The following is an 18141-nucleotide window of genomic DNA, read 5'->3' on the forward strand; positions in this document are numbered from 1 at the left end:
TTTATGATCAATAAAAATTCCAAAAAACGACTCATTAACCGACTTCAATGGACTTTCCAGGTCGAGGGAATGAATGTAGTTATGTTTTTTGGAATTATGATCTTTCTCAACTTCCAGTACTCTCTGTACGACATCTTTTTCTTGTCTTATGGATTATTTTTGATGTGTTTTATTCTGTTCCAGGGCACCTATTATTGGTGGATAAAGTATTCCGTATTAACGGAACGGCCGGTTTTTAAAAGTACGGCCCTCTCCCGTTTCCGGAGTTTTAAGAGACAGAGCCAACTTATGATTACGCTGATACCTGTAGTTCTGATCATTCAGTGGTTAGTTTCTGGTAAAACCCTTTCAACTGATAATCTCATTGGGTGGGCCGTTTTTGCAAACCTGTTTGGTGTGTGTGAATACATCAACTACTACCATAAACAGTTAATGTACGACAACCGCAACGACCTGAGGTACCTGCTTCAAAACCGAAAACTGAAGGAAGCATCTCTGCATAAAGACCTGAGAGAGAATAAAATCTGAGTTTAAATCGATTATGAATAATGGCATGATGTCGCAATAGTCCGGCCAATTTTGTAAGATGTTAAGGCACATTCACTTAATAACGGAACTATGACGATAGATGCTATTAAAGAACAGCTTAAGACAGCTAAAAATCCGGTTGCCAAATCTTTTCATATCGGAGATCACTTTAAAGTTCTCATCTTTGGTTTTAACAAGGGAATGAAGCTGGAAGACCATAAAGCCCATCATCCCACCAAACTTCTTGTGCTGGAAGGAGAAGTAATTTATCATCAGCAAAAAAAAGACATTCGCCTGAAAAAACACCAGGAAGTGGATATCCCGGCCGAAGTCAGCCATTCCGTTGCTGCTCTTGATGATGCGATTGTTTTACTCACCCAGGGATAAAAGCTGTCTTTTAGCGAGCGTTTCATCAACTTTATAACACATCAATATTCATTCCATAATAATATAATTTGCGTAACCATTTAGTTACACATATATTCGTGTAACCAATTAGTTACTTAAATGAATTTCTATGTCTAAGGATGTTTTCCAGGCCATTGCTGACCCAACCCGTAGGGAAATCATAGATTTACTGGCCGGTCAGTCTCTCCCTGTTAATGATGTCGCTGAGAAATTTGACATGAGCCGGCCTGCGGTATCAAAGCACTTAAAAATACTGAATGAGTGTGGATTAGTGGTAATTAAGCAACAAGGGCGAAAGCGTTTTTGCAGAGCCGATACCCGGAAGCTTCAGGAAGTAATGGAGTGGACACAGCAATACCGGGAATTCTGGAATCAAAAACTGGACACGCTGGAAGCCCTGCTTAACGATATAGATGAAACTTCAACGTAATGGAGCAGTCATGAATAATGAAAAAGGCGTATTTACTGAACCTGGAACCGTTCGTTTTGAACGAAATGCTACCCGGACCGGTTGAAAGGGTCTGGGATTATCTTACGAAGTCAGAGCTGAAGGCAAAATGGCTGTCTGCCGGAGATGTAGAAACAGAAACAGGAGGAAAAGTTACGCATGAATTTAATCATACCCGCTTATCTCCTGAAGAAGATCCATGGCCGGAAAAGTATAAGGATCTGAAAGACGGTGACACTTCCCACGGTGTTGTTACACAATGCGATCCCCCACACCTGCTTAGCTATACCTGGGCCGAAGGCGATGGAACCGGATCTGAAGTTACTTTTGAGCTATTTCCTGAAGGCGATAGAGTAAAGCTGGTTCTCACGCACCGGCAGCTGCCTGACGAAAAAGAGGTTCAGCTTGGTGTTGGTGCAGGCTGGCATACTCACCTTGGCATTTTGATAGATCTGCTGGAAGGAAATACACCAAAAGGTTTCTGGAAAGTGCACATGCCCCTGGAGAAAGAATACGAGCAGTTGCTCTCATAACTGCATCGATTAGACTATGTGGAATATTCTCGAAATCGAATCTGACGACAATCATCATAAGTTCAGGATTACTCACCTGAAGAAACCGATTTCAAACCAACAGTTTTTAGAACTACTAAGTGAGGAAAGAGATTTTCGCACATTCTATAATAATGTTCTTAAAGAGCTTCCATTTGAAGCCTTCTTTTGGGAAAACAAACCCATGTCATCTTCGAGCATGCACCGGGAGTATGAATTTAATGTCATTAATAGTAATTACCTGGCCAATAAGTCTCCTGATTTTGAAACCTTTAGTTCTTATTTCAAGGCTGAACAAGATGTGGTGAGTTTCAGAAATTTGGGGAATGATGCACAACTTATCGCTCCCTGCCCTATTGACGGGCAAAGCGGCTATGCCCACATCGGGACTTTTATTCGGGAGGCGCCGAAATCGCAGATACAGAACCTTTGGAAACGGACCGGTGAGGAAATGCTGGGGGCGATTGAAAATGAACCACTTTGGTTGAGCACATCGGGATTGGGCGTTTTCTGGTTACACATTCGAATAGATTCAGTACCAAAATATTACCAAACCAGCGCCTATAAATCTGTTGGGTAAGTAATATCTTCCATTGCTGATTCCTATGATTCCATTTGTATATTGCATCTGATGGAATCCAAAAAACTTTCAGAACAATTAAGAAAGCCCACCGGCAAAGAAGGTCTTGAAGTAGCCAAAGCCTTAAACGAATCCAACCAGGGACTTTATGACCTCTCATTCGAAATGCTGGACCTGAAACCACATCATAACCTTCTCGAAATTGGTTTCGGGAACGGAAAGCACTTTTCTCAATACCTTGAAATTGAAGCAGAACTCAAGCTAACCGGTGTAGATTATTCTACCGACATGTGTGAAGAAGCCAAAGCCCGTAATTCCACTTTAATTGATGAGGGTAAGCTTACTATTCACCACGCTGATACTTCCTCTCTTCCCTTCAGGGATAATGAGTTTGATATCATCATAGCTCATAATGTGATTTATTTCCTGAATCCACCGGAAACCCATCTGCAGGAGATAAAGAGAGTACTGAAGCCCAACGGTACTTTTATGATAGGATATCGACCCCGACACTCCATTGAACACCTGGAGTTCACCCAACATAATTTCCTGCTTTACGAAACAGATGAACTGATCGAACTTATGAGATCCAATGGGTTTACTGTTTCTGATCAACGAATTAACAACTATCAGAAATCAGCTGTTGATGGTACATCGTTTCAGGTTGCTGACGCTTGTTTATTGGTAAAAAAGAAAACGCCTCCATCTGATTAAGACAAAGGCGTTTGAAAAAAGTACTTCCGTTTAAGCTGCCTATTTAATAAGCATCATTTTCTTGGTGAGTTGCTGTCCGGTGGCTGTTGACAACCTGTAAATATATACCCCACTTGACAGGTTGGAGGCATCAAAAGTAGCTGTTTTTTGTCCGGCCGACTGATTTTCACTCACCAGCGTAGCTACTTTTCTACCCATCACGTCAAATACTTCCAACTGCACAAAACCGCTTTCGGATAAGCGATAAGAGATTTGAGTAGTTGGGTTAAAAGGATTAGGATAATTCTGATCGAGTGAGAAGCCTACCGGCTGTTCGCTCAGCTCATCTTCATTGCTTACCAGCGTAGTAAACTGGAAGCGAGTCCAGATGGGGTAATGATCGGAGGTAGAACTCAGGTAACTCCCAATATAAGTCGTATTCTCTACCCGCTCAGTAGCCACTATATATTCATCCGCAAGCTCTGAGGTAATCGTTATATGATCGATGAATGAGCCGGATGCCTGGGAAGCAAATCCTCTCTCTTCCAGACTTTTGGTGATGATGGTGTACTCTTCATCCTGATCAAAATTGTCATAGGGAGAATCCTGACCGGAGGTAATAGATCCTTCAATGGTATCATTATAGTCCCCTAAAAAGATCACATTGTCTGCTGCCCTCTCACTGTCCAGGTATTGCTTAATTTCAGCTGATGCATTCTCTCTCTGGTCATAGGAATTGAAATCGTCAAATGCTTTTGCATGGATATTAAAAGCGTAAATCTCACGGGTTTCTCCTTCAACAGTGGCATTGAACCTGAAGAAGAGCGGATAGCGGCCATTCGCCCAGTTCGATTGGGTCATTCCGGAGGTAATCATCCCGGAATCGAGAGAGTCGATGGTTGCTCTTTTAAAGACAAAGGCTGTTTTCTGGGTTTGGGAGAAGTCAGCAACAAATCCGCCATACCCATCCAAACCGGCAATTAAATCTGCAAAATCAGCCGTATTGGAAATTTCCTGAAAGGCGTACAGATCTGCATCCACCTCGGCTATCACGGTTCCTACATTTGCCATTTGCTCGGCTTCATCATCAGGGCCGTTACTGGCAGAACCGAACCACTCAATGTTCCAGGTGGCTACTTCAAAAGTCTGGTCTTTGGAAATTTCTTCGCCCGGATATTCGAAGGGGTCTGCGTTCAAATCTTCGGTATCTCTTGGTAGCAGCTGAAATGTGTCCTGATATCTCCCAACAATACCGACTATGGTCGTTACACCTTCAGGAGCTTCAGCTCCAACCAGATTCGTGAACCGGTCGATACGCAGTTCTCCGGTCCCGGTATTATCGGAAATGTCGTAATTCGTGTTACCCTGTAAAGAACCTGTGTGATCAATATCCACATTCATGGAAACCAGCTGACTTTCAAAATCACCGGAGTTCATTTCTTCAACAGTAATCTCCACAGGAGTAGTTCTGTGAGTGGAATCCGGAAAAAACTCCCAGGAAGTAGCATCAACAACCTGAAGCAGATCATTAAAAAAGCCAATCTCACCAGTTACTACAATGGAATCGCCACATTGAACATCCAGCGTAAATTCCTCTCTCATATTACCATAATCGAACCAGGCAATAGCTCCGGTTTCATCCTGAAAATAGACAGGGCCTGAAAATTCATCGGTTACGGTTACATGCCCCGTTACGGTAACCGTCGTTCCTTCGGTCTTTTCGCGGGCTTCTGAAATAGGTATTGGGTCTTGTGCAAAAAGAGCATTTACTGAAAACAGAAGAGCAAATAAGGTAAATAATGAATTCCGGGTTATCTTCATTTAGGATAAAGTGATTTGATGAATGTTTATTTAAAGATAGGACTTTTCAAACCCGAGTGCATATTCAGTAAGGTGTGAACCTCAAGTCTTAACTATAGACTTTCAGATTCTCTATGGCTTTCAATAAGGCCTTGTACTCCTCGCGGCACTCTCCGCACCTTTCAAGGTGCTCTTTAACCAGCGGTTTGGCTATTTCAGGTGATTTCCCGAGCAGTTCCATCTCGGCAAATTCATGGATTTCATCAAAGCACTCCCCACAGCCCAATTCATCTTCGTGGGTGGCTTTCACGCTGCCTACTAATGTTTTTATGATCTGTTTATTCAAATTCATCATTCTGTATCTCTTGCCTTATCCTGATGGGTTGACGCTTCCATATCTTACATCTCCTCCAAAAGTTTTTCCGGGTCGATGCCTTCCAGCTCCAAACTGGTTTTCAGCTTTAAACGGGCATCATGAACCAGTTTATAAATCGCATTCCGATTGGTATCCATTTTATCTGCAACAACCGTCAGTGGAATCTGATCTATTATCAAATACTGAAGTACCGTTTTCTGCTTTTCGGTGAGCTGCTCGTTCATCACTTTCATCACCTTCTCAACAGCCATCGACTCATGTGTAATCTGATCGGGAAGGGCTTCTTTCTCTTCAATCTCCACCGCATGTTCTTTCTCCCCTTTTGGATTCACGTAATCGTGCAGGGAAATGTCATCATATCGTTTTCGGCGAAGCTCGGTATAACCCTCTCTTACCGAAATTTTCATAGCCCAGGTGGTGAATTTACTCTCCCCCCTGAAGGTATCCAGCTTTTCCAAAATTTTAAGTATGGAATCCTGAGCAATGTCTTCAACGAAATCACCCAGATTTTTATCTACATATTTATAGAGAGAGGCCTTCAATCCCCTTACCAGATAAGACCTCAGTTTGGAAATGGCAGCATCTTCCGGCGGCGGTGACAGGGCTTCTACCCATTCTTCGTTAGTAAAAGAAGAAGCTGATTTCTTTTTGAACCAATTAAACATCCGGTAAAATCTTAAAGACTAATAGCCCAAAAGCCACAGCCTTATGAAAATTCAAAACCAATTTACTGGATGTCTGTCTTATTTCACAACTCAATATTTGCCGGGTAATCTATCGGTATTCCGGATTCTCGAAACCCCAACGTGTGCCATCATCCCAATCCTTTCGGGAATTTCCATAGGCCGGATAGCCACCCTGCTGTTTAAGCATATGAGCCAAATGAAGCAGGTTATAGGTCATAAAAGTGGTATTTCTCTGTGTAAATTCATTATCGAAGCCGACCAGGCCGTCTTCGCTTTCATCCCCAAAACTGGGTCCGGGACCTGCTTCCCCAATCCAGCCGGCATCTGCCTGAGGCGGAATGCTATATCCGATATGCTGAAGGGCGTATAATATTCCCATTGCACAATGCTTTATCCCATCTTCATTTCCTGTTACAAGACAACCACCTGTTTTACCGTAAAAAAGATACTGCCCTTTATCATTCTGCTTACCACTCATTGCATAAAGCCGCTCTATTAACTTGGTTGCCACAGATGACTTTTCCCCTAACCAAATCGGTGTGCCTATTATCAGGATATCTGCAGCTTCCACCTTTTTCCAAATCTCGGGCCATTCATCGGTTTCTACTCCTTCCTCCTTCATATCCGGATACACACCATAGGCCACATCATGATCAACCAGACGGATACATTCAGCTTCCACTCCTTCCTTCTGCATGATGTTCATTGATACATCCATCAGATTTCGGGTATGACTTTCTCTGGGTGATTTTTTGAGTGTGCAGTTTACATATAGAGCTTTCAGATCGGAGAAATCGGGATTCGGCATCATTTCTGGATTAATGAACGTTGATACTTTGGTTGGATGGTCTGTACCCGGTGTACCTTACTATTTTACATAAAAAAACCCCGCTCCTGGTAGAACGGGGTTTAGTCAACAAAACAACTCCGGCTATCTCAAACCATTAGGGAGTCCTTTACAAATCCTGCTCACTGCATCATGGCTGTGCAAGCTTTCCATGTGTACACAACGGACTACAAAGTCACGGATGCTGTTGTAGCTGTCCAATTCATCATATAACAAACGGGCAGCATCTTCTACAAACTTCTGGAAGGCACCATTCAGCTCAGCAAAGGCCTGTTCGTCTTCCCTCTTTACCATAACCTGAGTTTCGGTTTGCAGGGCCGTACGGCAGATGTTCACTAAATCTTCTACAAAAAATTCATCCTTCAACGCTACGGTAACACTGGCCACGCTTCGTTGACTGTGAGGTATGGCAGCCACTTCGCGGGTTTCACGGGCATGTTCAGACAGTTCGTAGGAACACGGGCATGCGCTGCTGTACTCAAAGTCGAGGTGCATATATTTTTGGAACTGATTGTAATTGTCCAGCCTGCCCTCAAAAGAAACTTTATAGTACTGATAGCCTTTCAAATCAGAACGCAGACTATCCTTCAGAAGTGGGTAGTTAAAACTGATTCTCAGAAATGATTCCTGACTATCCAAATCATCCTTATATGCTTTAAGAATTTCTTCAAGTCGGTCGAGGTGAAAAACTTTATCCTGAAACTTGTAAAAGGTGCGCATGATCCTACTCATGTTGATACCTTTCTTACCCATTTCCAAGCTTACATAGCCATCTACGGAAGCTTCAAGGGTAACCGGTTCCCCTTCCCTTCTCCTGAACTTCAGCGGAAGCTTAAAATTGGAAATCCCCACTTGCTGAATGGGAACATTTGCTCCTTCAATCAGTGAAGCCGGTCCGTTTTGCAAATCCGGTAATGAGTCTTTGTACTCATCGGTTACCGTAAAGGTAGGGTCATAAAATCGTTGTACTTCATTCTTAATCATATTTCTAACTGCTAATGATGAATAGTCTGTTATAGTCCTCTGTAGGGACAATATTCGGCAATATTTCGTTCGGTTTCGAACAGCTTAACCTTATATAACTTTCCTTTTTGGGAACAGGCAGCTTCCACATCAGGACGAAGTTGCTCAAAAAAAGCGCGTACCAAATTTTCCGTGGAAGGAATGATTCCTTCCAAAAAATCTACGTCCAGATTTAGGTTTTTGTGATCACAAGGGTCTAAAATCTTTTCTTTGATGATGGACTTTAGCTTGCTGAGGTCAATTACATACCCTGTCTCAGGATCCGGTTCTCCGGTAACCATTACCTCTATTATATAATTATGCCCATGCCAGTTTGGGAGGTTGCACTTACCAAATGTTTCCCGATTCCACTCCTCACTCTTATTAGGGTTATGAAGTCGATGTGCGGCATTAAAATGGGCTCTTCGTGTTACAAAGGTCAATGTTCTGTTCCTAAAATTCGTGTTATTTGCTTAGCTAACGTTTGAAAATTAGAAACAGTTCTGCAAGTGGAAATATTTTTTGTAAACCGCTTTCTCTAACGACCCATCCGCTCCGACGAAAAGCATCAGAGCGAGTACGAATCATGGTAATCCAATAATCCTGTAAATCATGGCTCAAAACCCGAACACCACAATTAGCAAAATCGGATAAACTATCCTCGTATCGTGTATCAATAGCTTGCCCGATTGCTATTAGCAAATCTTACCAGTGAAAGCATAACCGGTACTTCAATCAAAACACCTACCACCGTAACTAAAGCAGCACCCGACTGTAACCCGAATAATGCTATAGCCACAGCTACCGCAAGCTCGAAAAAGTTACTGGCTCCAATCATGGAACCCGGAGCGCATACCTGGTACGGTAAGCCAATCCACTTTCCCCCAAACCATGCGATTCCAAAAATAAAATATGTCTGGATGATCAAAGGAATGGCAATGAAGATGATATCCAGGGGCTGTGAAATAATGCGTTCCCCCTGGTAAGCAAACAGCAGAATCAATGTGATCAATAATGCGGAAATGGAAACAGGTTTGAACTTTGGCAGAAAGCTGCCGGTGTACCATTCCTTCCCTTTTTTAGCTATTACCACTTTGTGTGTGAGGTAGCCCGCTACTAATGGAATAACAACAAAAACGATAATGGAAGCCGCCAGTGTGTTCCATGGGATGGTGATGTCTGTGATACCCAGCAACAGTCCTACAATCGGAATAAAAAGCACCAGGATCAGTAAATCATTCACCGAAACCTGTACCAATGTGTAATTAGGGTCACCATCCGATAAATAAGACCATACAAACACCATAGCCGTACAGGGAGCGGCTCCCAACAAGATAGCCCCGGCAATGTATTGATCGGCCATGTCGGGACTCAGCCATGCGGAGTACAGCTGGTCAAAAAATATCCAGGCAAACAATGCCATGGTAAAAGGTTTTATGGCCCAGTTGATGATAACCGTCCACACCACACCTTTTGGTGACTTTCCTATCTCTTTGAGCGAAGCAAAATTAACCTGAAGCATCATGGGGTAAATCATCAGCCAGATCAGAATAGCCACAGGAATATTAACTTTATAAATCTCCCACCTGCTGACAACTTCGATGGAATCCCCGGCCAGGTAACCCACCCCAATTCCTATTCCGATACACAACAATACCCAGGCCGTCAGATATCGCTCAAAAAAATCCATTCTTTTTTCTGAATTTGACATTTTAACAACAAGCCCCCGCTTTCACTTCTCTGTTCAAACTTGGTTTGCATACGGTTGGCTTTACGGACAATGCCATAATCAATGTTTCCGGATCTTCCTTTACCTCCTGTACAGAATATCGAATGGTGGGGTGAGCAGAATCACCAAACTCGATAAACAATTCAGCATCATCGTTGTATTTTTGCTTTTCGCCTACAAGCTCTATGATCTTCAGTGCTTTGTCGGTTGTCCATTCTGGCGAGTTTTCCGATCGCTCATTCACCCAAAGCTGAAGAACCGTTTCATTGTACGAGTGTTCGTTTCCGCCACAATCCACTGAATCTACCGAATGGTGCTGAATTTCGGTGATATGAAGATCCCCGGAAATCACCATTGAATCCGGAAGACAAAATTGAAGTTCCTTTCCTGTATTGTTTACCAAAGTGGTTATAAAAGTTGAAGTATTCATTTTATCGTATTTTTGCGATTAATATGGACAAATTTTTTAGACCTCGCTTATCATATAAAACATTTCTGTAGCTATTTGTAAACAACGTTCATCATATATCTCTTTTTCTTTATGGGTGCCATCTGATTCTTTTGGATCACGATAGGTAACCGAAATCCTGAACTCGGTCCCGGGTACAAACGGACAATTTTCATCTGCATCGGAGCAGGTCATTACAGCCGCAAAAGAAGTATCAGGGTTGACGTCATCGTCGAATTTCTTTGAAAAACAGATCAGCGGTTCTGCATCTTCACCGAATGTTACCCGATATTCGGGATTATCCCCACCGGGGTTATCAACTTTAAACCCGGCTCTTTCGATAGCCGCAACTGCTCTTGGATTGAATGCTGTTGCTTCTGTTCCGCCGGAATACGTTTCAATGTTTTCAATACCAAAATGGTGAGCGGCCACACTTGTCCAAATCTGAGCTAAATGACTCCTCCTGCTGTTATGCGTACAAATGAAGTTCAGTTTGGCAACCTGGTCATTCTCTGTCTTTGTTTTGATATAAGCAGACAGTTTCATCAGGGTTTTCTTTCTTGTGTCAGGAATGGAGCCGAAACCGGGTTCCAGCTTTTGAATGTATTCTTTCAGTTTACTATGCATCCGTTAACAAATTAGCAGCATCCCGAACCGGGCTCGCAAGCATTGGCATTAGCATTTCCAAGCATCGTCACAGTTTCCTTTTTCGCTGATTTACCTTCACCGGCTTTCCGGGCAAATACAGTGATACTGTAAATACCGGTTCCGCCCGAGTTAAATTCGGCGATTTCATCCTCAGCTAAATACTGACTTAGAATATCCTCCGGAATCTCTATGGGCTTTTCTTTTTGGATGGTGATGTCTTCGAATCCGGCTTCTTTAATGAATCCCAGATAGGTATCTTTTTGAATGGCTCCGGCTACACATCCAGCATACATCTCTGCATCTTCCCGAAGAGCATCCGGAAGATCTCCTTCCAGTACTATATCAGAAATACTGAAGTGTCCGCCCGGTTTTAGCACCCTGTGAATTTCAGAAAATACTTTCTCCTTATCGGGAACAAGGTTCAGCACACAGTTGCTGACCACCACATCAGCTACATCATCAGTAACCGGCAGTTCTTCAATATCCCCATATCGAAATTCCACATTATTAAACCCGAGTTTGTCTGTATTTTTCCGGGCTTTAGCAATCATCGGTTCCGCAAAGTCAATTCCCAACACCTTCCCTTCTGCACCCGTCTCATGCCGGGCAACAAAGCAATCATTTCCGGCTCCGGAACCCAGGTCAATTACATAGTCCCCTTTATTAATTTGTGCAAATTGAGTTGGCAGCCCGCAACCCAAACCTAAATCAGCATCGGCATTATACCCCTCAAGTTCGCTATAATCATCCGTCATGATATTATACACTTCGGTGGATTCTCCTCCCGCTCCGCAACAGGAACGAGCGTTATAATCTTTCGCTTGCTCACTGATTTGGCTGTACTTCTTTCGAACGGCTTCCTTGAGTTCTTCCGGTGATTTTGATTGTGTTTTCATAAGTGGGAAATTTTTAATTGGGGATTATAAATGATGAATTAGTTAATCATTCACCCTTATTTAACAACAATTGGGGTTTTGGGTCGTCAAATCTTTTAATAATGATTCCATCACGGTTCTTAATTCAGCAACATTATCTTCATCCAGGCAATAACAGGTTTTGACACCATCGATCTCTCCCTTTATAATTCCCGCAGACTTCAATGCTTTCAGGTGCTGGGAAACGGTAGATTGAGCCAGCGGCAGTTCATCGGTGATATCTCCGCATATACAGGTATTTCGCTTGGCCAGTATCTCTAAAATAGCTATGCGTGCAGGATGAGCCAGAGCCTTTGCAAACTCAGCAGCTTTTACCTGTTTTCTGTCGAATAATTGTGCTTTTGTAAGTGCCATAATCGTATATCGTAATTATACGATTAATGGTACGGGAATATCTTCTGAGAGTCAACAACTTTGTTACCAAAGTTGAATCCGTAAATATCATTTCAAAGCAAATGTTCGAGAACCAGATTCCTTCCTCCGCAGGAATGACCAAAAGGTTAAGAAATTCCTGCAATCCTTAAATCCAATAATCTGAGGTAAAAAAAGAGAGCCCCGGTTCCCCGAAGCTCTCCCTGATCAGCACACCTCACAGTGATGTGAGACGTTTATGTGAGTAGGAATAGATTGATTACTTAATCAATGTCATCTTACGTGTAATAGCTACATTTCCACTGGTTAAGCGGTAGATATACAGTCCGCTTGAAAGGTTGCTTGCGTTAAAGTTCAGGGTATTCATACCTGAAGAGAACATTTCCCTGTTTGCAAGAGTAGCAACTTCACGTCCCAGCATATCATACACCTTCAGTGTTACCTGCTGCGCCTGTGGCAGCGTAAAGCTAATTTGTGTAGTTGGGTTGAAGGGGTTTGGATAGTTCTGGTTCAGAGATACCGCATTTGGCACTTCTGCCACAGGTTCTTCCGTATTGGTTACCACTCCATCACCCAGGAAACCATAGGCATCCAGAGCTGTCCAGCCTGCTGCCCAATTAGTGCCATCAAAAGCACCAACATAATTAGTGCTGTAGAACCAGCTATCTCCCATCGATCCGGCTGTGCCGTAAACAGGGCTAGTTGGAACGGGACGAGGATCTAAACCTCCGTCTGTCGTACGACTAATTCCAATCAGCTGTGGGTCGGTCACTGAGTTTCCATTTTCATTCAGCATGGTTGCTTCATAATCATTGGTTGCAATGTCAGCAATAGTTGCTCCTGCACCAAAATCAAAGAAGAAGCTATTGTTGATATTCAGTGAGTCTGCTTCCAGTCGGGCACGTGAATCGAAGTCATTTACGCCATCTACATCTTCCACTCGAAGTGCATTGCCCGGGTGGTCGGTAAATACAGAGTTGGCGTATAGTGCCCCGGTGTTATCACGGAATTCAAGCATTTGTCCCGGATCTCCGGATGGTGTTGAGGATGTACCAGGGCCAATATAAGTGGCGTTAGCAATTACCGGATAAGCAAATGGAGTTCCGGTTTCATCTCCTCCGGCTCCGTCCATTTCAGCAGAACGTCCGGCCTGGTCGCTGTCCTGAATCACAAACCAGAACTGACCTTTTCCACGGAAGCCCTGATCCCAGTCAAAAGCATCATCGTTGTTGAAAGCGGAAATAAGGTATCGGGTGTTTACAGTTCCACCGAACCACTCGTATCCGTCATCACCTGAGGCAAACGACTCAACATATTCGATGGTAGTTCCGGCACCAACACCGCCTAATGTTAGTCCCTGGATTTCGTTACCTGAGCTGGAACCAATGTTGATTCCTGTATGACGAATAGAGACATAACGGAGCACACCGGAATTATCCATATCGTCAGTTCCACCGTATCCTACCAGGGCAGGATCAGATTCTATCTCGTTTACACCTTCAATGGTTGCTTCTACTGTGTTATTTGTAGAAGCGCGTCCAAGAATTACCACACCGCCCCACTCTCCAACGTCATCTTTGGTTAGGTTGGCATCCTCTTCAGCTGTAAATACAATTGGGTTACTTGGAGATCCTTCAGCAAAAATTTTGGATCCACGGGTGATCACCAATCCGGAAGCGTCAAGATCCTGACCGGCTGCTCCACGAACAGTGGTTCCGGCTTCGATATAAAGATCCGCACCATTGGTTACGAAAATCATACCGTCCAAAAGATATTCGTTGTCAGCTGTCCAGTAAGTATCTTCAGTGATATTGGCTGAAATAGTTTCCATACCGGCAGTACCTTCGGTAGCAAGATATCCGTACTGGTCTAAAGCAGTCCATCCGGCTAACCAGTTGTTACCACCAAATGCACCTTTGTAGGCTACATTACTGAAAAATGAGTCGTTAGGAATTTCAGCACCGGAAAGTACATCAGAATTGCCCGGACGAGGGTCAAGACCTGCATCATCGGTTCGGCTAATTCCACCTAATTGTGGATCGGTAACGCTGTTGCCGTTTTCATTCAGCATAGTGGCTTCATAATCATTGGTAGCCATAGCATGCAACGTACTTCCGGTTCCAAAGCTGAAGAACACACTATTGTTGATGTTCAAAGAATCTACTTCAAGACGAGCTCTTGAATCGAATTCATCAACACCATCCACATCTTCTACACGAAGAGCATTACCCGGGTGGTCTGTGAATACAGAGTTCGTATAAAAAGCACCCGTATTGTCACGGAACTCAAGCATTTGTCCCGGATCTCCGGATGGAGTTGAAGAAACACCAGGTCCAATGTAAGTAGCATTGGAAATTACAGGATAAGCAAATGGAGTTCCGGTTTCATCTCCTCCGGCTCCGTCCATTTCAGCAGAACGTCCGGCCTGGTCGCTGTCCTGAATCACAAACCAGAATTGTCCTTTTCCACGGAATCCCTGATCCCAGTCAAAAGCATCATCATTATTAAAAGCAGATACCAAATATTTGGTATTTACGGTTCCTCCGAACCACTCGTATCCATCATCGCCGGAAGCAAATGATTCAACGTACTCGATGGTAGTACCGGCACCTACTGCACCTAAAGTCAGTCCCTGAATTTCATTACCTGAGCTGGAGCCAATATTGATACCTGTGTGTCGGATCGATACATAACGAAGAACACCTGAGTTATCCATGTCGTTATCTCCACCATATCCAACAAGAGCAGGGTCGGATGAAATTTCGTTTACACCCTCGATGGTTGCTTCTACTGTGTTATTTGTAGTAGCCCGACCAAGGATTACAACTCCGCCCCACTCACCAACATCATCTTTGGTAAGGTTCGCATCATCTTCAGCAGTAAAGATAATCGGGGCATCAGCTGTACCTTCAGCGAAGATTCTGGATCCACGGGTAATTACCAGCCCGGAAGCATCAAGGTCTTGCCCTGCCGCTCCGCGTACTGTAGTTCCGGCTTCGATATAAAGATCCGCACCATCGGTTACGAAGATCATACCATCGAGCAGGTATTCGTTGTCAGAAGTCCACTCGGTGTCTTCCGTTATGTTAGAACTGACAGTCACTGTTGTTTGCGCCATCGCAAAAGCGGGAACAAGTATCAGTGCTGCAATAAGTAGCGTTACTTTTTTCATTTGTACGTTTTGGTTATTTGGGATTTGAGTTAAAGCCTCTTTAAATCTTGTATTTAATGCCCAGAGAAAATGTACGTCCACGCTTATATCGCTGATAGAAATATTCGTCACCATTAAAGGATTGTGACTGAATGATATACGGGTCCAGAATATTGCTCACCTTAAAACTGAGCTCGAAATGATCAGCAATGGTTTTATTAGCGGTGAAGTTGAGCGATCCATACCCTCGTTCATAGATATCCGGGGTAGCACCCTCAGAGATAATCCCCAACCGGTCTCCAAAGTAGTTGTAACTCACCGAGGAGTTGAACTCGATGTCAGGGTTTGAGTACCCTAAATCAAAATTGAAGAGGAAAGGAGATTGGCCCTGCAGTTCCCTGGTGTCTTCTGCATCAGGTTTTGCATTTCGAATTACAAGCAGTTCTAATTCAGGAATATCAACATAAGATCGTACCAGCGTATAGTTGGTAGCTAATGAAAAGTGTCGCAGATTTTCTGTAAGGAAGCCCAGATTCTTGCGAACTTCCAGTTCAAGACCGTACACACGACCTTCTTCTACATTTTGAATGGAAAGTGCGTCATTCCCGATATCGGTTCTGATTACCCGCTCTAAAGGATTTTTCAGTTCTTTATAGAACCCGCTAACAGCCAGGATCTCACCCGGACCAGTGAATAATTCCCAGCGAAGATCATAGTTGGTAATCAATGTGCGTTTCAGGTTCTCATTCCCCTGAAATAATAGCCCGCCTACAAAGTCGAAGGTGATATAAGGAGCCAGCTCTCTAAACGTCGGTCTTGCTACCGTTTTCGTATACGCTGCACGGATATTCATATTCTCGGTTAGGCTGAATATCCCATTGATGGATGGCAGATAATCCGTATTAGAAATAGAACCGACTGCCAGCGCTGTATCCTGGCTAACCACTTCTACATCAGCTTGTTCTAATCTTACCCCACCAATCAGTCTAAACCAATCGGTAACAGGCAATTCGGTCATCAGGTAAGCAGCAGAAACGGTACGAGTGGCGTTATAATTACTTCTGGGAGTTGATGCATTCTGCACATAGTTTCCGAATTGCGGCCGGCCATTGTTGCTATACCCTAATATTCCCAGTGAATCAAAGAACGCATCTACATTCCCTTCTACATCATTGAGGGTGAAGTTCTGTGTATCGGTATAGAAGTCGAATCGTTGTTCTCTGAAATCACGGTCAACATCAACAAGATTACCACCAAACTTAACATTACCTGCAACCCCGTTAAAGGAATTGAAAGGAATGGTTACATCCACCCCTACCGAACGATTTGACTCCTCCAGATTTCGGTAAAAACGTCCCGGGCGCTGAAAGTTATTGGTTGGGCTTGAATGGAGAATGGCCCCTGAAGGGAATGTATCCACCTGCGTGGTGAAGTAACGTAAATCAGGTTCATCCTGAATATTGGTTGCGCTTGCGGCTTTCCACTCTACCGTAGTCTTGAGGAAGTTTTCGAAATAGCTTTTGCCGCTTAACTGGAAGGAAGAAAGACTTCGCTCCGTATATTGTACCACACGGGTTTGGAAAAGAGCATTGGGGATGTCGTACTGAAAGCCTTCTAAATAGCGACCTTCACCGGTACCGCTTTGAGTTCTCAGGAAACGAGCTGAAACTTTGTGTGCATCAGACAGGCGATACGATACTGTTGCCATTCCGCCCCAATCCACATTGCGCTGGCCTTTGATGTCAGTTACATCCAGCCGGCGAAACAGCTGCTCGGAATCGTCGAAATTACCTACCAGATCATACCTGGAGACAACCCCGTCATCATAGCCGGAATAACTCTGGCTGTATGAAAAGCTGGCCGTATATCCAAGGTCGTTTCCTAAAAAGGGAACCTGATTCCCGATGGAAATACCATAACTCTGGTCCATCACCCCATACTGCTCACGCGGGCGAAACTCGTTGTTGAAAGCGTTTGATAAACGATCGAGTGTTTCCGCAGCTTCCGGATCGTTGCGTGTATCACGCAGGGTTGGAAATTCCTGTCCGCTTTTTATAAAGTCGCGAACCTCTTGAGGGACTCCTCTTCTCCCTCCGTCAAAACCCAAATAATCAGTACTGCTTGCATCTCCTATAGCAAGATCTGTGAATGTAGATTTGGTATTGAAGCCTGTTGAAGCAGAAGCCTGGAATGAAAACTGCTCCGGAAAATCCTTGGTTGCAATATCTACCAGCCCACCACTGAAATTACCCGGCTTATCAGGAGTAAATGTTTTCAGGGTTACGATGTTCTCCAAAAGATTGCTTGGGAAAATATCGAGCTGAAATGATTTCCTGTTAGGATCTGCAGAAGGCAGTTCTGATCCGTTCAGGTGGGTACTGGTGTATCGGTCTCCCAATCCCCGGATAAATACATATTTACCGTCCACCACAGAAGCCCCCACAACTTTCTTTAGGGCTCCGGCTGCATCTCCGCTACCGCTGCTGGAGATACTTTCAGCAGAAATAGCATCGCTGAAAGAAATGGCTTTTTGGCGCTGCCTGAGCAACCCGGCTTCATTATCCAAAATAGCTTCGGCCGTAATTATTACGTCATCGAGCATTTCGGTTTCGGGCTGAAGGGTAATATCCAGCTTAGTTACCTGGCCGGAATTTACCTCTACTCCGGTGATGGTTTGTTTCTGAAAAGAAATATAACTGACTTCAAGGGTATAACTGCCCTGCTCAATATTCCTGATGGTATATTGGCCATCAAGGTTTGTGGAAGTACCTATGGTAGTTCCCTGAAGTACTACATTAACTCCGATAAGAGTTTCGCCGCTTTCGGCATCTACTACGGTACCAGTGATGGTACCTACATCTTGCGCTTTTAGGTTAAATGAAATAGAAAGCGCAAAACAAACGAGTGCTGATAGTATGTGTGTTTTCACGTGTGCTGAT

At 43.8% G+C, this 18141-nt stretch carries 19 protein-coding genes; 6 read left to right on the forward strand and 13 right to left on the reverse strand.

The genetic code is table 11. From position 1 onward, the window contains the following. Positions 1–3 precede the first annotated feature (3 nt). The 6 genes from ABFW99_RS01285 to ABFW99_RS01310 all read left to right on the forward strand — a co-directional run bounded on the left by ABFW99_RS01285 (position 4) and on the right by ABFW99_RS01310 (position 3229). Positions 4–528: a hypothetical protein gene (locus ABFW99_RS01285; protein ID WP_349355421.1), complete on the forward strand. Its 525-nt coding sequence runs from the start codon at positions 4–6 to the stop codon at positions 526–528. A 90-nt stretch (positions 529–618) separates the two neighbouring features. Further along, the gene (locus ABFW99_RS01290; protein ID WP_349355422.1) at positions 619–915 is read left to right on the forward strand and encodes a hypothetical protein; all 297 of its coding nucleotides are present in this window, start codon (positions 619–621) and stop codon (positions 913–915) included. Between the two features lie 130 nt (positions 916–1045). Further along, positions 1046–1366: an ArsR/SmtB family transcription factor gene (locus ABFW99_RS01295; RefSeq protein WP_349355423.1), complete on the forward strand. Its 321-nt coding sequence runs from the start codon at positions 1046–1048 to the stop codon at positions 1364–1366. A gap of 17 nt (positions 1367–1383) precedes the next feature. Beyond that, on the forward strand, positions 1384–1917 hold the full coding sequence (locus ABFW99_RS01300) for an SRPBCC family protein (RefSeq protein ID WP_440707388.1): 534 nt from the start codon (positions 1384–1386) through the stop codon (positions 1915–1917). Positions 1918–1933: 16 nt separating this feature from the next. Next, positions 1934–2515 carry a DUF6940 family protein gene (locus ABFW99_RS01305; protein WP_349355425.1) on the forward strand — a complete coding sequence of 194 codons (582 nt, stop codon included), beginning with the start codon at positions 1934–1936 and terminating at the stop codon, positions 2513–2515. 51 nt (positions 2516–2566) lie between these two features. Then, a complete protein-coding gene (locus ABFW99_RS01310) occupies positions 2567–3229 on the forward strand; it encodes a class I SAM-dependent methyltransferase (protein ID WP_349355426.1) in 663 nt (220 codons plus the stop codon). Positions 3230–3268: 39 nt separating this feature from the next. On the opposite strand, the gene ABFW99_RS01315 is transcribed toward ABFW99_RS01310, so the two are convergent. The 13 genes from ABFW99_RS01315 to ABFW99_RS01375 form a co-directional block, all read right to left on the reverse strand. Then, complete coding sequence (locus tag ABFW99_RS01315) at positions 3269–5029, reverse strand: T9SS type A sorting domain-containing protein (protein ID WP_349355427.1); 1761 nt, start codon at positions 5027–5029, stop codon at positions 3269–3271. Between the two features lie 88 nt (positions 5030–5117). Continuing rightward, positions 5118–5363, reverse strand: a complete 246-nt coding sequence (locus ABFW99_RS01320; protein WP_440707389.1) for a hypothetical protein — start codon at positions 5361–5363, stop codon at positions 5118–5120. Positions 5364–5407: 44 nt separating this feature from the next. Further along, positions 5408–6049: an RNA polymerase sigma factor gene (locus tag ABFW99_RS01325; protein ID WP_349355429.1), complete on the reverse strand. Its 642-nt coding sequence runs from the start codon at positions 6047–6049 to the stop codon at positions 5408–5410. 109 nt (positions 6050–6158) lie between these two features. Continuing rightward, positions 6159–6878 (reverse strand): flavodoxin family protein, encoded by a 720-nt coding sequence (locus ABFW99_RS01330; RefSeq protein ID WP_349355453.1) that lies wholly within the window; start codon positions 6876–6878, stop codon positions 6159–6161. Between the two features lie 123 nt (positions 6879–7001). Next, positions 7002–7901, reverse strand: coding sequence for a GTP cyclohydrolase FolE2 (gene folE2, locus ABFW99_RS01335; RefSeq protein ID WP_349355430.1), 900 nt, complete (start codon positions 7899–7901; stop codon positions 7002–7004). A 29-nt stretch (positions 7902–7930) separates the two neighbouring features. Then, positions 7931–8362 carry a 6-pyruvoyl trahydropterin synthase family protein gene (locus tag ABFW99_RS01340; protein WP_349355431.1) on the reverse strand — a complete coding sequence of 144 codons (432 nt, stop codon included), beginning with the start codon at positions 8360–8362 and terminating at the stop codon, positions 7931–7933. A gap of 230 nt (positions 8363–8592) precedes the next feature. After that, complete coding sequence (gene arsB, locus ABFW99_RS01345; protein ID WP_349355432.1) at positions 8593–9630, reverse strand: ACR3 family arsenite efflux transporter; 1038 nt, start codon at positions 9628–9630, stop codon at positions 8593–8595. Between the two features lies 1 nt (position 9631). After that, complete coding sequence (locus ABFW99_RS01350; protein ID WP_349355433.1) at positions 9632–10078, reverse strand: DUF6428 family protein; 447 nt, start codon at positions 10076–10078, stop codon at positions 9632–9634. 36 nt (positions 10079–10114) lie between these two features. Further along, a complete protein-coding gene (locus tag ABFW99_RS01355; RefSeq protein WP_349355434.1) occupies positions 10115–10723 on the reverse strand; it encodes a protein-tyrosine-phosphatase in 609 nt (202 codons plus the stop codon). Between the two features lie 11 nt (positions 10724–10734). Beyond that, complete coding sequence (locus ABFW99_RS01360; protein ID WP_349355435.1) at positions 10735–11640, reverse strand: arsenite methyltransferase; 906 nt, start codon at positions 11638–11640, stop codon at positions 10735–10737. Between the two features lie 60 nt (positions 11641–11700). After that, entirely contained in the window at positions 11701–12033 is a 333-nt protein-coding gene (locus ABFW99_RS01365) for an ArsR/SmtB family transcription factor (RefSeq protein WP_349355436.1), read from the reverse strand. 277 nt (positions 12034–12310) lie between these two features. Next, complete coding sequence (locus ABFW99_RS01370) at positions 12311–15223, reverse strand: T9SS type A sorting domain-containing protein (protein WP_349355437.1); 2913 nt, start codon at positions 15221–15223, stop codon at positions 12311–12313. A gap of 40 nt (positions 15224–15263) precedes the next feature. Beyond that, positions 15264–18131 carry a TonB-dependent receptor gene (locus ABFW99_RS01375; RefSeq protein ID WP_349355438.1) on the reverse strand — a complete coding sequence of 956 codons (2868 nt, stop codon included), beginning with the start codon at positions 18129–18131 and terminating at the stop codon, positions 15264–15266. Positions 18132–18141 lie beyond the last annotated feature (10 nt).

It is taken from the genome of Gracilimonas sp. BCB1, assembly GCF_040117685.2.
Taxonomy (GTDB): Bacteria; Bacteroidota; Rhodothermia; order Balneolales; family Balneolaceae; genus Gracilimonas.